A 13,599-nucleotide genomic window follows, 5' to 3' on the forward strand; every position below is an offset into this window, starting at 1 on the left:
AAACCAAAAGCAGGCCCCCGTTGTGTAGCGGCCTAGCACGCCGCCCTCTCAAGGCGGTAGCGCCGGTTCGAATCCGGTCGGGGGTACAAAAAAGAAAGAATGCCTTTCGCTTCGGCGGAGGGCATTTTTTCATGCGTCCTTCCCCCTTCTCCCGGGCGGCGGGATAATCCCCGCATGGTCCAACCCCACGGCGTGCGCCGCCGGGTCCACGTCGGAGAGCTGCAACCCGGCGACCACGCGTGCCTGCTCTTCGAGTCGGACGAGGAGCGGGCCTCGATCCTGCGGGACTTCGTGCTCGGGGGACTGGATGCGCAGGACAAGATCCTCTACCTCAGCGGCGAGGACGACCCGCCCGGCCCCGGCGCCTTACTGGACGAATGCCGGCTCGACGGCACCCTCACCGCGCTGGACGGCCGCGTCGAGGTCGTACGCCTGGCCGAATTCCGCTCCGGTCACGGCCAGTTGGAGGCCGCCGCCCTGCTGCGCCGGCTGCGCGGCGCCGCCCGCCGCTCGCGCGAGGAGGGCTATCGCGCGCTGCGCGTCGCGGGAGAGCCGTGCGCCGCCCTGCACGGCGGGCACGGCCTGCCCGACGTTCCCCGGCTGCTGCGCTACGAGGCACTCCTCGCCGAGGAGTTCAGCTCCGGCGAGACGCTCGCCGTCTGCCAGTACGACATCCGCCGCTGCGACCCGGCCGCGCTGGACGCGTTCGAATCGGCGCACGCCCGCAGCGTGGTGGCCGACCCGCTGGTGCGGACGGCGGACCTGGTCGTCGCCCGCACGTACCGCCCGCAGGGGCTGCGCATCGAGGGAGTGGTCGACGCGGGCTCCCACCGCCGGCTGCGGGACGCGCTGGGATCGGTCGCGGCGGTGCGCGGCGAGGTGTGCCTGGAGATGTCCGGGGTGGAGTTCCTCGACCTCGGCGGGCTCCGGCTGCTGATGACCTTCGCCCGCGCCCGCGCCGCCCGCCACCGCACCGTGGAGCTGAGCGGGCTGCCACGGCATCTGCTGCAGGTCATCACCGTCGTCGGCTGGGACCGGACACCCGGGCTCCGGCTGGGGGCCGTGCATGCCTGCTGAGCACGGGGCGGAGGGCGGCTTCGTCCACCACGCCTGCCTGTACGGGAGCGACGCGGAGTTCCTGGCGATGGCGGTGCCCTTCGTGCGCGAGGGCCTGGCGGCCGGCGAGCCCGTCCTGGCCGCGACGACGCCCGCCAACATCGAGCTGCTGCGGGACGCGCTGGGGGAGCGGGCCCACGCGCTGGACACCGCCGAGACCGCCTACTTCGGCCGCCGGCCCGTCGAGCGCGTCTCCGCGTTCCTGCGCTACCACGACCGCCGCGCCCGCCCCGGGCTGCGGATGCGGATGATCGCCGAGCCGGTGTGGTGCGGCAAGAGCGCCCGCCAGGTCGCGGAGTGGAAGCGCATGGAGTCCGGGCTCAACGTGCTGCTGGCCGGGCTGCCGCTGTGGATGATCTGCCCGTACGACACCAGGACGGCGCCCCGGGACGTGGCCGGGGCGGCCTGCGCCACGCATCCCGCCCGACTGGACGGGCAGCGGCTGATCCCCTGCGCGACCTACGCCGATCCCGGGGCGTACGCGGCGGCGATGCCGCCGCCCCGCTCCCCGGCGCCCCCCGGGGCGGCCCGCACGGGCCCCACGGACCGGCTCCGCGCGGTGCGCGGCTTCGCCCGGGAGCGGGCCGCGGCGGCCGGCCTGAGCGGCGAGCGGCTGGCCCTGGCCGTCCTGGCCGTGACCGAGGCGGCGGGCTATCTGCTGGCGGGGGAGGGCGCCCGGCTCGCCCTGCGGGCCTGGCCGGAGCCGGGGGAGGTGGCGTACGAGCTGCTGCGCACCCAGCCGGCGGCCGCGGCCGAGGCCGTTCCCGCCTTCGCGGGCTTCCGCCCGCCGGGCCGGGCCGCGGCCCCCGAGGACGGCCTGTGGCTGGCCCGCACCCTCAGCGAGGCCCTGGACGTCCGCACACAGGGCCCGCTGACGCGCCTGACGCTGCGCGTCGCGGGCCCCGGTGACGCCGAGCGGTGGTGAGGAGGTCCCTCAGCCGTTGCGCCGCAGCGCCTCCGTGAGGCGGAGGGCGGCGTCCAGCACCGCCTGGGCGTGCATGCGCCCGGGGTGGCGGGTGAGGCGCTCGATGGGGCCGGAGACCGAGACGGCGGCCACCACACGGTTGGAGGGACCGCGCACGGGCGCCGAGACCGAGGCCACGCCCGGCTCCCGCTCGCCGATCGACTGGGCCCAGCCCCGCCGCCGCACGCCCGAGAGCGCCGTCGCCGTGAAGCGCGCCCCCTGCAGGCCGCGGTGCAGCCGCTCCGGCTCCTCCCAGGCCATGAGCACCTGGGCCGCCGAGCCGGCCTTCATCGGCAGCGTGGAGCCCACCGGCACGGTGTCCCGCAGGCCCGACAGCCGCTCCGCGGCCGCCACGCAGATCCGCATGTCGCCCTGCCGGCGGTAGAGCTGCGCGCTCTCGCCCGTCACGTCCCGTAGGTGGGTGAGCACGGGGCCCGCCGTGGCCAGCAGCCGGTCCTCCCCGGCCGCGGCCGCGAGCTCGCTCAGCCGGGGCCCGAGTATGAACCGGCCCTGCATGTCGCGCGCCACCATCCGGTGGTGCTCCAGCGCCACCGCGAGCCGGTGCGCCGTGGGGCGCGCCAGGCCCGTCGCCGCGACCAGCCCGGCGAGGGTCGCCGGGCCGGACTCCAGAGCGCTCAGTACCAGAGCCGCCTTGTCGAGAACGCCCACACCGCTTGAGGCGCCACCAGAGTTGTCCATGCAACGATACTCCCGTCTCAAAGTATGAAACGCAAGTTCAAATTTTCCCGAGACGCTGCAACCTGGAACGCACAGCACCATCCGGCACGAGTTGCCCGGCAGAGCCGCCGGCGAAAGGGACAGCGATGGGACGGACACTCGCGGAGAAGGTCTGGGACGACCACGTCGTCACGCGCGCCGAAGGCGAGCCCGACCTCCTCTTCATCGACCTGCACCTGCTCCACGAGGTCACCAGCCCGCAGGCCTTCGACGGCCTGCGCAAGGCCGGCCGTACGGTCCGCCGCACGGACCTGACCATCGCCACCGAGGACCACAACACCCCCACCCTCGACATCGACAAGCCCATCGCGGACCCGGTCTCCCGCACCCAGCTGGAGACCCTGCGCCGCAACTGCGCCGAGTTCGACGTCCGCCTGCACCCGCTGGGCGACGTCGAGCAGGGCGTCGTCCACGTGGTGGGACCGCAGCTGGGCCTCACCCAGCCCGGCACGACCGTCGTCTGCGGCGACAGCCACACCTCCACCCACGGCGCGTTCGGCGCGCTGGCGTTCGGCATCGGCACCAGCCAGGTCGAGCACGTCCTGGCCACCCAGACGCTGCCGCTGTCGCCGTTCAAGACGATGGCGATCACCGTCGAGGGCGAGCTGCCGGAGGGCGTCACCGCCAAGGACCTGATCCTCGCGATCATCGCCAGGATCGGCACCGGCGGCGGCCAGGGCTACGTCATCGAGTACCGCGGCTCCGCCATCGAGAACCTGTCGATGGAAGCCCGGATGACCGTGTGCAACATGTCCATCGAGGCGGGCGCCCGGGCCGGCATGATCGCCCCCGACGAGACCACCTTCGCCTACCTCAAGGACCGCCCCCACGCGCCCGCCGGCGCCGACTGGGACGCGGCCGTGGAGTACTGGCGCACCCTGCGCACCGACGACGACGCCGTCTTCGACCGCGAGGTGGTCATCGACGCCACCGAGCTCTCCCCGTTCGTCACCTGGGGCACCAACCCGGGCCAGGGCGCGCCCCTGTCCTCGGCCGTGCCCGACCCGGCCTCCTACGAGGACGCCTCCGAGCGCCTCGCCGCCGAAAAGGCCCTGGAATACATGGGGTTGACGGCGGGTCAGGCGCTGCGGGACATCCGCGTGGACACCGTCTTCGTGGGCTCGTGCACCAATGGCCGGATCGAGGACCTGCGGGCCGCCGCGTCCGTCATCGAGGGCCGCGGCGTCGCCGACGGCGTCCGGATGCTGGTCGTCCCCGGCTCCGTACGGGTGGCGCTGCAGGCCGTCGAGGAGGGGCTGGACAAGGTGTTCACCGCGGCCGGCGCCGAGTGGCGGCACGCCGGCTGCTCGATGTGTCTGGGCATGAACCCCGACCAACTCGCGCCCGGCGAGCGGTCCGCGTCGACCTCCAACCGCAACTTCGAGGGCAGGCAGGGCAAGGGCGGCCGTACCCACCTGGTCTCCCCGCAGGTCGCCGCCGCCACCGCCGTCCTGGGACACCTGGCCTCCCCGGCCGACCTGACCGACGCCACCGCGCACCGCACCCCCCTGGAGGTCTGAGCCATGGAAGCCTTCACCACGCACACCGGCCGGGCCGTCCCGCTGCGCCGGAGCAACGTCGACACCGACCAGATCATCCCGGCGCACTGGCTGAAGAAGGTGACCCGCGACGGCTTCGAGGACGGGCTCTTCGAGGCCTGGCGCAAGGACCCGGAGTTCGTGCTGAACCGTCCCGAGCGCGCCGGCGCCTCGGTCCTGGTGGCCGGCCCCGACTTCGGCACCGGCTCCTCCCGGGAGCACGCGGTCTGGGCGCTGCAGAACTACGGCTTCAAGGCCGTCGTCTCGTCCCGGTTCGCCGACATCTTCCGTGGCAACTCGCTCAAGAACGGGCTGCTGACGGTCGTCCTGCCGCAGGAGACCGTGGAGGCGCTGTGGGAGCTGACCGAGAACGACCCCTCGGTCGAGGTGACGGTCGATCTCGTGGCCCGGGAGGTACGGGCCGAGGGGGTAACGGCCGGATTCGACCTTGACGAGAACGCCCGCTGGCGTCTGCTGGAGGGGCTGGACGACATCGGTCTGACCCTCCGGCACGAGGCGGACATCGCCGCCTACGAGTCCCGCAGGCCCTCTTTCAAGCCCTCCACGGCCCTGATCTGAGGGTCGATTCCGGCTCGTTTGGCCCAGTGTCACACGGGTCGTAACGGCTTACCGAGGCCCCGGATTTTCGCTGCTCACCCAGGGTTTGGCATGATGCGCCCCCTGTCTTCGGACAGGGGGCGCGTTGCTTTGTTGAGGGCCCGTGAAGCGACAACTCGCCTCAGATGGCACAATCGGTGCATGGAACGCGACAGCCAACTCGAGCTTTACCGGCTCGTCGCCGACCAACTGAAGGAAGCGCACACGAAAGTGCGCACACTGCAAGTCCCGGAGGGCGTACGGATGGCGCTGTCCCGGCAGCTGCTGGCCATCACGGCCTCGGCGAAGCACGATCTCTCAGGTGCGGCAAGGCGCCTGGACCGGCTGATGAACGACCTCGACGAGGGCCGTTTCCCCCAAGAGCCCGACACCGACGGAACTCCGTGATGGGTCGAGTTCGTTGCGGCACAAGGGTGATTAGACCGTTTCGTGTTTGATTTGCGGTATATATCTGCCTAACGTGCGAAAAAGCTGGAGCACATTCCAGCCAATGTCATCCGAAGGGGAAGACGTGAACAAGGCGCAGCTCGTTGAAGCGATTGCCGACAAGCTCGGCGGCCGTCAGCAGGCCGCGGACGCCGTCGATGCTGTTCTCGACGCGATGGTCCGTGCGGTTGTCGCCGGTGACCGGGTCTCCGTGACCGGTTTCGGCTCGTTCGAGAAGGTCGACCGTCCTGCCCGTTACGCCCGTAACCCGCAGACGGGTGAGCGGGTCCGGGTCAAGAAGACCTCGGTGCCGCGCTTCCGTGCGGGTCAGGGCTTCAAGGACCTGGTGGCCGGTACGAAGAAGCTGCCGAAGGGCGGCGAGGTCTCCGTCAAGAAGGCGCCCAAGGGCAGCCTTTCGGGCGGCAAGGTGACCGCCAAGGCCGCGGCCAAGAAGGCCACCGCCAAGAAGGCCACCGCCGCGAAGAAGACCACCGCCGCCAAGAAGGCGACCGCGGTCAAGGCGACGCCGGCGAAGAAGACCGCCGCCGTCGCGAAGAAGGCGACCACGGCCAAGAAGGCCACCACCGCCAAGAAGGCGGCTCCCGCCACCAAGGCGGCCGCGGCCAAGAAGACCACCGCCGCGAAGAAGACGACCGCCGTCGCGAAGAAGGCGGCCCCGGCCAAGAAGGCGGCCGCCGCGAAGAAGACCGCGCCCGCCAAGAAGGCCACCACGCGCACCACCACCGCGCGCAAGACCACCGCCAAGAAGACCACCGCCAAGAAGAAGTAAGGCGGCAACCACGGCGTCACGCGCCGGGCCGGGCTCCCTCCGGGGAGCCCGGCCCGCGGTGCGTCAGGGCCCGTACGGGCCGGGCGCTCAGAACGTCTGCAGCGTCACCAGGGTCACACGGCGGTCCGCCACCGGGCCCGCGTCGCCCTCCGCGAACTCGATCCGCACCCGCTGCCCCGGCCGCAGCAGCCGCAGGCCCCCGGCGTCGAACGCCGCCGTGTCGAAGGGCACGGGCGTGCCGTCGTCCAGGAGAACGCTCCCGGAGCGGGTCGAAGGGTCGAAGGTGTACGCGGTGGCCTGCATGGTCAGCAGCCTAGTCCGCCGCCCGGGCGGCCAGCGGCACGCCGCCGGTGACGGCCGCGGTGCGGGGCCCCACGCCCAGCGCCAGGGCCGCCCGTAAATCCTCTGCCGTGTCCACGTCCCGGCGCACGGAATCCACGCCCGTCAGGGTTATCTCATGCGCTCCCGAGGCATGATGACGGGCACGCGAACGCCCCTCGAACGCCGGAGCCAATTCCATTCCGGGCGCCGCCGAGAGCAGCGTCGTACCGATTCCCGCGGCATCCGCGAGAAATGCGCGCGGGAATTCCGTGGCGAAATCGAGCACCCGCCCGAGTTCCGGTGTGCGCAGCGCCGGGAGATCCGCGTTCAGCGTCGCCACCGCCGCGTCCGGACGGTGGGCGCGCACCGCCCGCGCCCCGTGCTCCAGCGCCGCGTTGAGCCCCCCGCCCCCCGGCGGCTCGGGCAGTACCCGGGCGCCCAGCGCGGCCAGCTCCGCCCCGGCCAGCGGGTCGCGGGTGACGACCGCCACATCCCGCACCGACCGGCACTCCAGCGCCGCAGCCACCGTGTCCAGGGCGAAGGCCAGCGCGAGCGCCGGGCCGGGCAGCCGCCCGGGGTCCGCCCGCAGCCGGCTCTTGGCCATGGCCAGCGGCTTCAGCGGCACCACCAGCGTCCAGACCACATCCGCCCCCTCTCTTCGCTTCGGCCCCATTGTCACCCGCTGCCGCCGCCATGACCGGAACGCGGGGTTACGGTGTTCTCGACAGACCGGGTACCTGGGGCGACACTTGTCCGGCCCCCGGGTGAGCAGCACGACCCGCAGCAGCTTCCAGGTCCCAACAGAAGGGTGTCCGAGTGTCCCGCCGCAGAATCGGCTTCTGGTACCGCTTTACGGCGGTGTTGGCGAAACCGCCGCTCGTGGTTCTGTTCAAGCGGGACTGGCAGGGAATGGAGCACATTCCGGCCGACGGCGGATTCATCACCGCGGTCAACCACAACTCCTATCTGGACCCCTTGTCGTACGCCCACTTCCAGTACAACACCGGGCGCGTCCCCCGCTTCCTGGCCAAGGCCGGCCTCTTCAAGGGCAGCTTCGTCGGCACCATCCTGCGCGGCACCGGGCAGATTCCCGTCTACCGCGAATCCGCCGACGCCGCCGCGGCCTTCCGGGCCGCCGTGGACGCCATCAACAAGGGCGAGTGCGTGGCCTTCTACCCCGAGGGCACCCTCACCCGCGATCCGGACATGTGGCCCATGGAGGGCAAGACCGGCGCCGCCCGCGTCGCGCTGCTCACCAAGGCGCCCGTCATCCCGGTCGCCCAGTGGGGCGCCAACGAGGCGATGCCGCCGTACGCCAAGGAGAACAAGCTCCGGCTGTTCCCCCGCAAGACCCTCAAGGTGCTCGCGGGCCCGCCCGTCGACCTCTCCGCCTACTACGGCAAGGAACCCACCGCCGAGGTCCTGCGCGAGGTCACCGACGTCATCATGCGGGCGATCACCGAGCTCCTCGCCGAACTCCGCGGCGAGCCCGCCCCCGCCGAGCCGTACAACCACAAGAAGGCCCGCACCGCCGCCCGCCGGCAGCAGACGGCCACCGGCACAGCGGCTTCGGCCGAGGAGGACAGCAAGTGACGCGCGTCGCCGTCTACGGCACCGGATCCTGGGGCACCGCCTTCGCGATGGTCCTCGCCGACGCCGGCTGCGAGGTGACCATGTGGGGCCGCCGCGCCGCCCTCGTGGACGCCGTCAACACCGGCCGCACCAACCCCGACTACCTCCCCGGCGTCGAGCTCCCCGCGGCCGTACGGGCCACCACCGACCCCGCCGAGGCGGCCGACGGCGCGGCGTTCACCGTCCTCGCCGTCCCCTCGCAGACCGTGCGCGGCAACCTCACCGAGTGGGCGCCCCTGCTGCCGGCCGACACCGTCCTCGTGTCCCTGATGAAGGGCATCGAACTGGGCACCGCCAAGCGGATGAGCGAGGTGATCGAGGAGGTCGCCAAGGTCTCCCCGGACCGTGTCGCCGTCCTCACCGGCCCCAACCTGGCCAAGGAGATCGCGGCCCGGCAGCCCGCCGCCGCCGTCGTGGCCTGCCGCGACGAGTCCGTCGCCAAGCGCCTGCAGGCCGCCTGCCACACCCCCTACTTCCGCCCCTACACCAACACCGACGTCGTCGGCTGCGAACTGGGCGGCGCCGTCAAGAACGTCATCGCCCTGGCCGTGGGCATCGCCGACGGCATGGGGCTCGGCGACAACGCCAAGGCCTCCCTCATCACCCGCGGCCTGGCCGAGACGACGCGCCTGGGCCTGGCCATGGGGGCCGACGCCCACACCTTCGCCGGCCTCGCGGGCATGGGCGACCTCGTCGCCACCTGCTCCTCGCCGCTGTCCCGCAACCACACCTTCGGCGCCAACCTCGGCCGGGGCATGACCCTCGCCGAGACCATCGCGGTCACCAAGCAGACCGCCGAGGGCGTCAAGTCCTGTGAGTCCGTGCTCGATCTGGCCGGTCGTCATGATGTCGACATGCCGATCACGGAGACGGTCGTGGACATCGTGCACGAGGGCAAGCCGCCCCTGGTGGCCCTCAAGGAGCTCATGGCGCGCAGCGCCAAGCCCGAGCGGCACTGACGCACCCGCCGTCAGCAGGTACTCTCGACGCGATATGAGCAGCGAGACCTCCACCCAGAGCCCTGACCGGAAGCCGCGTGTCGCGGTCGTCTTCGGCGGCCGCAGTTCCGAACACGCCATCTCCGTGGTCACCGCGGGCGCCGTCCTGCGCGCCATCGACCGCACCAAGTACGAGGTGCTGCCGATCGGTATCACCACCGACGGCCGTTGGGTCCTGACCGCCGACGACCCCGATCGGATGGCCATCGCCGGGCGCGAGCTGCCCGCCGTCGAGGACCTCACCGAGTCGGCCGACGGCGGCGTCCTGCTGCCCGTCACCCCCGCCAGCCGCGAGGTCGTCTACACCGAGCCGGGCGCCGTGCCCAAGGCGCTGGGCGAGGTCGACGTCGTCTTCCCCGTGCTGCACGGCCCCTACGGCGAGGACGGCACCCTCCAGGGCCTGCTGGAGCTGGCCGGCATTCCCTACGTCGGCGCGGGCGTCCTCGCCTCCGCCGTCGGCCAGGACAAGGAGTACATGAAGCGGGTCTTCCTCTCCTTCGGGCTGCCCGTCGGCCCGTACGAGGTGATCCGCCCGCGCGAGTGGCAGGCCGACCCGGCCGCCGCCCGCAAGAAGATCGTGGACTTCGCCGGCGAGCACGGCTGGCCGCTCTTCGTGAAGCCCGCCCGGGCCGGCTCCTCCATGGGCATCACCAAGGTCGACGACATCTCGGGCCTGGACGAGGCCATCGCCGAGGCGCAGCGCCACGACCCGAAGATCCTGGTCGAATCGTTGCTGCGCGGCCGTGAGATCGAGTGCGGCGTGCTCGAGTTCGAGGACGGCCCGCGCGCCAGCGTGCCCGCCGAGATCCCGCCGGTCAGCGCGCACGACTTCTACGACTTCGAGGCCAAGTACATCGACTCGGCCTCCGGCATCGTGCCCGCCCCGCTGAGCGAGGACGAGACCCGCCGGGTCCAGGAGCTGGCCGTGGCGGCCTTCGAGGCCGCCTCCTGCGAGGGCCTGGTCCGCGCGGACTTCTTCCTCACCGAGGACGGCGAGTTCGTGATCAACGAGATCAACACCATGCCCGGTTTCACGCCCATCTCCATGTACCCGCGCATGTGGCAGGAGACCGGTGTGGAGTACCCCGAGCTGGTCGACCGCCTCGTGCAGGCCGCCCTGCGCCGCCCCACGGGCCTGCGCTAGCACCGCGACCCGGACCGGGCCCGCGAACACGGGCCCGGGTCCGGACCCTGCGACCAGGGGCCGGGGGTCAGGGCAGGACGCCCACCGGGATCGTCTTGCGGACGGCGTCGGCGAGATCGGTCAGCGCGCTGATGTCGCCGGCCTCGCCCACCACCTGCTTCGGCAGCGTCACCTCGACCCACGCCTGCCGCAGCGTCGTGGTGCAGCGGACGCTTCCGTCCGGCTGCCGCTCGGGCAGCCAGCCGACGCCGTCGATCTCCACCGAATCGGCCGTGGGGTTGTAGTGTTCGGTGCCAGGCGTAAGGATCTTGGGACGCCCCACCCCGCAGCGCAGCGAGATCGCCGGGTCACCCCACACGGCGGTGAGGTCGGAGACCGGATCGGCGGCACGCCGCTTTCGCCCGTCCACGGTTTCGGGCAACTCCTTGTGCAGCGCCCGGCAGAGTTCGGCCTGCCGCGCCGGCGGCGTGGGCACCGCCGGGCTCGCCTTGCCGTCCGGGGCCGAGCAGGCCACGGACGCGCACAGCAGGGCGAGAGCGGGCAGGCCGAGGGGCCGGCGAAGCGAAGTCTTCACCGGCCGAGCATACGGGGGAGCTAGATATGGACGACCGGGCAGGTCAGGGTGCGGGTGATGCCATCGACCTTCTGGACCTTGGCGACCACCATCCGGCCGAGTTCGTCCACGGTGTCCGCCTGGGCGCGCACGATCACGTCGTACGGCCCGGTGACGTCCTCGGCCTGAATCACTCCCTCGATCTTTCCGATGACTTCGGCCACGGTCGACGCCTTGCCGACCTCGGTCTGGATCAGGATGTACGCCTGTACCACGGAACCTCCAGGGCGGCTACGAGGATCATGTGGGGAGAAGAGACGCCACGGTACCGCGTCGTCGCACGGTGCGGGGAGACCCGCGCGGCCTGCGCGGCGCGGAACACGTCACGAACAGGGCAACCGACACTCCGAGGAGGAGCTCAGTGAAAGGCACCGTGGGCGAGTTGGGGGAGTTCGGGCTCATCAGAGAGCTGACCTCCCGTCTCACCACCACCCCGGCGGTCCGTCTCGGGCCGGGTGACGACGCCGCGGTGGTCGCCGCGCCCGACCGGCGGGTCGTGGCCAGTACGGACGTGCTCCTGGAGGGCCGGCACTTCCGCCGCGACTGGTCCACCGCCTACGACGTGGGCCGCAAGGCCGCGGCCCAGAACCTCGCCGACATCGCCGCCATGGGCGCCGTCCCCACGGCCGTCCTGCTCGCCCTCGTCGTCCCCGCCGAGCTCCCCGCCACCTGGCCGACCGAGCTGATGGACGGCATCCGCGACGAGTGCCAGGTCGCCGGCGCGGCCGTGGTCGGCGGGGACGTGGTCCGCGGCGAGACGATCACCGTGGCCATCACGGCCCTCGGCGACCTGCGCAACCACGAACCGGTCACCCGCTCCGGGGCCCGGGCCGGCGACGTCGTCGCCGTCACCGGCTGGCTGGGCTGGTCCGCGGCCGGCCTCGCCGTGCTCTCCCGGGGCTTCCGCTCGCCGCGCGCCTTCGTCGAGGCCCACCGCCGGCCCGAACCGCCGTACCACGCGGGTCCGGCCGCCGCCGCGCTCGGCGCCACCGCCATGACCGACGTCAGCGACGGCCTCATCGCCGACCTCGGGCACATCGCCGAGGCCAGCAAGGTCCGTATCGACCTGCGCACGGCCGCCATCGACGTGCCCACGCAGATGTACGACATCGGCCAGGCCGTCGGCGTCGACCCCCTGCAGTGGGTGCTCACCGGGGGAGAGGACCACGCCATCGTCGCCACGTTCCCGTCGGACGTGAAGCTGCCCGCCCGCTGGAAGATCATCGGCGAGGTGGTCAACCCCTCCGCGCTGCCCCAGGTCACCGTCGACGGCGCACCCTGGGACAAGGCGGGCGGCTGGGACCACTTCGGGGACCTCGACCCCGATGAGTAGCGCCCGGGCCCCTCGCCCACGGCGGGAGGATCACGGCGGGTAGATTCGGCGCCATGCCGATACCCCCACGCGTGCTGACCGTCGCCGGCTCCGACTCCGGCGGCGGTGCGGGCGTCCAGGCCGACCTGAAGACGATGCTCGCCCTCGGCACCCACGGCATGAGCGTGATCACCGCCGTCACCGCCCAGAACTCCCTGGGCGTCCAAGGCGCCTGGGAACTGCCCGCGGAGGCGGTCCGGGCGCAGTTCCGCAGCGTCGTCGACGACATCGGCGTCCAGGCCGTCAAGACCGGCATGCTGGCCTCGGCCGAGCTGGTGGAGACCGTGGCCGGCCTCCTCGCCGGCGTACGGGCCCCGGTGGTCGTCGACCCGGTCGGCGTCTCCAAGCACGGCGACGCCCTGCTGGCCGCCTCCGCCCTCGAGGCGGTCCGTACGCGCCTGCTGCCCGCCGCCACGGTCGCCACCCCCAACCTGGACGAGGTCGCCTGGCTGACGGGGGTGAGGGTGACCCGCGAGGCCGATCTACGGGCGGCCGCCGAGGCGGTCCTCTCCTACGGCCCCCGCTGGGCGCTCATCAAGGGCGGCCACCTCGACGGGGACGCGGTCGACCTGCTCACCGACGGCACCGACGAGCACTGGCTGCGCGCGCCGCGCCACGACAACCGCCACACCCACGGCACGGGCTGCACCCTGGCCTCCGCCATCGCCGCGGGCCTGGCCAAGGGGGCGTCGGTGCCGGACGCCGTCGCGGCCGCCAAGGAGTACGTGACCGGCGCGATCGCGGCGGGCTTCGCGCTCGGGGGCGGCATCGGGCCGGTGGACCACGGATGGGCCTTCCGCCGCTGACCCGTGACCGGACCGTGGCCGAGCCGTAAGGGCCGGAACCCTTTTCGGGCATGCAAAAAGCCGGCCACCTGAAGGTGACCGGCTTTCAAGGTACGGCGAGGCTGCCGCGCTACTAGCTAGTTAGCGCGAGACCTTGCCGGCCTTGATGCACGAGGTGCAGACATTGAGGCGCTTCGGCGTCCGACCGACCACGGCACGCACACGCTGGATGTTCGGGTTCCAGCGACGGGACGTACGGCGGTGCGAGTGCGAAATGTTGTTGCCGAAGCCCGGCCCCTTGCCGCAGACGTCGCAGTTGGCAGCCACGGGTCACTCCAAAGACTTCAGATGCACTTACGGGAAATCCCGGCGTGCCGGGTCGTAGGTGACTGGCTTGCCAGGGGGATGGCCTGATTCGCATCAGGCAACCGGAGCAGCATACAACGACCGCTCCTGGACAACGAAACTACCATGACCGGCCCGGACCCCGCCCCGGGACGCCCTCCGGAACCCGGCGCGGGACTACTCTGCTCCAGCATCGCCC

Annotated in this window: 17 protein-coding genes and 1 tRNA gene; 12 read left to right on the forward strand and 6 right to left on the reverse strand. The window is 72.1% G+C overall.

The window, feature by feature from the left end:
- Window positions 1-13: 13 nt before the first annotated feature.
- From J1792_RS21350 to J1792_RS21360, 3 genes are all read left to right on the forward strand, one after another.
- Window positions 14-86 (forward strand) — tRNA-Glu (locus J1792_RS21350).
- 88 nt (window positions 87-174) lie between these two features.
- Window positions 175-1,077, forward strand: coding sequence for an MEDS domain-containing protein (locus J1792_RS21355; protein WP_179198976.1), 903 nt, complete (start codon window positions 175-177; stop codon window positions 1,075-1,077).
- Complete coding sequence (locus J1792_RS21360; RefSeq protein WP_086571977.1) at window positions 1,067-2,041, forward strand: anti-sigma factor RsbA family regulatory protein; 975 nt, start codon at window positions 1,067-1,069, stop codon at window positions 2,039-2,041. Before J1792_RS21355 ends, J1792_RS21360 begins: the two co-directional genes overlap by 11 nt.
- Before the next feature lie 9 nt (window positions 2,042-2,050).
- On the opposite strand, the gene ndgR is transcribed toward J1792_RS21360, so the two are convergent.
- Window positions 2,051-2,779: an IclR family transcriptional regulator NdgR gene (gene ndgR, locus J1792_RS21365; protein ID WP_086571975.1), complete on the reverse strand. Its 729-nt coding sequence runs from the start codon at window positions 2,777-2,779 to the stop codon at window positions 2,051-2,053.
- A 125-nt stretch (window positions 2,780-2,904) separates the two neighbouring features.
- Here ndgR and leuC point away from each other — a divergent pair, with 125 nt between their 5' ends.
- The 4 genes from leuC to J1792_RS21385 all read left to right on the forward strand — a co-directional run bounded on the left by leuC (window position 2,905) and on the right by J1792_RS21385 (window position 6,190).
- A complete protein-coding gene (leuC, locus tag J1792_RS21370) occupies window positions 2,905-4,338 on the forward strand; it encodes a 3-isopropylmalate dehydratase large subunit (protein ID WP_086571973.1) in 1,434 nt (477 codons plus the stop codon).
- Window positions 4,339-4,341: 3 nt separating this feature from the next.
- Window positions 4,342-4,935, forward strand: a complete 594-nt coding sequence (gene leuD, locus J1792_RS21375; RefSeq protein ID WP_086571971.1) for a 3-isopropylmalate dehydratase small subunit — start codon at window positions 4,342-4,344, stop codon at window positions 4,933-4,935.
- A 180-nt stretch (window positions 4,936-5,115) separates the two neighbouring features.
- The gene (locus J1792_RS21380) at window positions 5,116-5,361 is read left to right on the forward strand and encodes an SCO5555 family protein (protein WP_086571969.1); all 246 of its coding nucleotides are present in this window, start codon (window positions 5,116-5,118) and stop codon (window positions 5,359-5,361) included.
- Between the two features lie 124 nt (window positions 5,362-5,485).
- Entirely contained in the window at window positions 5,486-6,190 is a 705-nt protein-coding gene (locus tag J1792_RS21385) for an HU family DNA-binding protein (protein WP_086571967.1), read from the forward strand.
- An 87-nt stretch (window positions 6,191-6,277) separates the two neighbouring features.
- Here the strand turns inward: J1792_RS21385 and J1792_RS21390 are convergent, their stop codons facing one another.
- Together J1792_RS21390 and cofC are read right to left on the reverse strand one after the other, a co-directional pair.
- Window positions 6,278-6,493, reverse strand: coding sequence for a hypothetical protein (locus tag J1792_RS21390; RefSeq protein ID WP_086571965.1), 216 nt, complete (start codon window positions 6,491-6,493; stop codon window positions 6,278-6,280).
- Window positions 6,494-6,503: 10 nt separating this feature from the next.
- Window positions 6,504-7,154 (reverse strand): 2-phospho-L-lactate guanylyltransferase, encoded by a 651-nt coding sequence (cofC, locus tag J1792_RS21395; RefSeq protein WP_307843057.1) that lies wholly within the window; start codon window positions 7,152-7,154, stop codon window positions 6,504-6,506.
- 173 nt (window positions 7,155-7,327) lie between these two features.
- Here cofC and J1792_RS21400 point away from each other — a divergent pair, with 173 nt between their 5' ends.
- The 3 genes from J1792_RS21400 to J1792_RS21410 are packed head-to-tail and all read left to right on the forward strand — an operon-like array spanning window position 7,328 to window position 10,285.
- On the forward strand, window positions 7,328-8,104 hold the full coding sequence (locus J1792_RS21400; protein ID WP_086571961.1) for a lysophospholipid acyltransferase family protein: 777 nt from the start codon (window positions 7,328-7,330) through the stop codon (window positions 8,102-8,104).
- Entirely contained in the window at window positions 8,101-9,102 is a 1,002-nt protein-coding gene (locus J1792_RS21405) for an NAD(P)H-dependent glycerol-3-phosphate dehydrogenase (RefSeq protein WP_086571959.1), read from the forward strand. The genes J1792_RS21400 and J1792_RS21405 overlap by 4 nt, the downstream gene beginning before the upstream one ends.
- A gap of 34 nt (window positions 9,103-9,136) precedes the next feature.
- Window positions 9,137-10,285 (forward strand): D-alanine--D-alanine ligase family protein, encoded by a 1,149-nt coding sequence (locus J1792_RS21410; RefSeq protein ID WP_086571957.1) that lies wholly within the window; start codon window positions 9,137-9,139, stop codon window positions 10,283-10,285.
- Between the two features lie 67 nt (window positions 10,286-10,352).
- Here J1792_RS21410 and J1792_RS21415 read toward each other — a convergent pair whose 3' ends face one another.
- Together J1792_RS21415 and J1792_RS21420 are read right to left on the reverse strand one after the other, a co-directional pair.
- Window positions 10,353-10,859, reverse strand: coding sequence for a DUF3515 domain-containing protein (locus tag J1792_RS21415; RefSeq protein ID WP_086571955.1), 507 nt, complete (start codon window positions 10,857-10,859; stop codon window positions 10,353-10,355).
- 20 nt (window positions 10,860-10,879) lie between these two features.
- Window positions 10,880-11,113, reverse strand: a complete 234-nt coding sequence (locus tag J1792_RS21420) for an Lrp/AsnC family transcriptional regulator (RefSeq protein ID WP_086571953.1) — start codon at window positions 11,111-11,113, stop codon at window positions 10,880-10,882.
- Between the two features lie 146 nt (window positions 11,114-11,259).
- On the opposite strand from J1792_RS21420, the gene J1792_RS21425 reads away from it, so the two are divergent.
- Together J1792_RS21425 and thiD are read left to right on the forward strand one after the other, a co-directional pair.
- A complete protein-coding gene (locus J1792_RS21425) occupies window positions 11,260-12,231 on the forward strand; it encodes a thiamine-phosphate kinase (protein WP_207248002.1) in 972 nt (323 codons plus the stop codon).
- A 53-nt stretch (window positions 12,232-12,284) separates the two neighbouring features.
- On the forward strand, window positions 12,285-13,076 hold the full coding sequence (gene thiD / locus J1792_RS21430; RefSeq protein ID WP_086571948.1) for a bifunctional hydroxymethylpyrimidine kinase/phosphomethylpyrimidine kinase: 792 nt from the start codon (window positions 12,285-12,287) through the stop codon (window positions 13,074-13,076).
- A gap of 120 nt (window positions 13,077-13,196) precedes the next feature.
- Here the strand turns inward: thiD and rpmB are convergent, their stop codons facing one another.
- Window positions 13,197-13,382, reverse strand: a complete 186-nt coding sequence (rpmB, locus tag J1792_RS21435) for a 50S ribosomal protein L28 (protein ID WP_003957616.1) — start codon at window positions 13,380-13,382, stop codon at window positions 13,197-13,199.
- Window positions 13,383-13,599: the final 217 nt, after the last annotated feature.

This window comes from Streptomyces triculaminicus (genome assembly GCF_017349075.1).
Taxonomy (GTDB): domain Bacteria; phylum Actinomycetota; class Actinomycetes; order Streptomycetales; family Streptomycetaceae; genus Streptomyces; species Streptomyces triculaminicus.

Excerpts from the sequence above, each read along its gene's own strand:
- J1792_RS21380 (WP_086571969.1), top strand. The coding sequence starts at position 5,116 with ATGGAACGCGACAGCCAACTCGAGCTTTACCGGCTCGTCGCCGACCAA.
- J1792_RS21390 (WP_086571965.1), bottom strand. The coding sequence starts at position 6,493 with ATGCAGGCCACCGCGTACACCTTCGACCCTTCGACCCGCTCCGGGAGC.
- ndgR (WP_086571975.1), bottom strand. The coding sequence starts at position 2,779 with ATGGACAACTCTGGTGGCGCCTCAAGCGGTGTGGGCGTTCTCGACAAG.
- J1792_RS21355 (WP_179198976.1), top strand. The coding sequence starts at position 175 with ATGGTCCAACCCCACGGCGTGCGCCGCCGGGTCCACGTCGGAGAGCTG.
- leuD (WP_086571971.1), top strand. The coding sequence starts at position 4,342 with ATGGAAGCCTTCACCACGCACACCGGCCGGGCCGTCCCGCTGCGCCGG.
- thiD (WP_086571948.1), top strand. The coding sequence starts at position 12,285 with ATGCCGATACCCCCACGCGTGCTGACCGTCGCCGGCTCCGACTCCGGC.
- leuC (WP_086571973.1), top strand. The coding sequence starts at position 2,905 with ATGGGACGGACACTCGCGGAGAAGGTCTGGGACGACCACGTCGTCACG.
- J1792_RS21410 (WP_086571957.1), top strand. The coding sequence starts at position 9,137 with ATGAGCAGCGAGACCTCCACCCAGAGCCCTGACCGGAAGCCGCGTGTC.
- J1792_RS21360 (WP_086571977.1), top strand. The coding sequence starts at position 1,067 with ATGCCTGCTGAGCACGGGGCGGAGGGCGGCTTCGTCCACCACGCCTGC.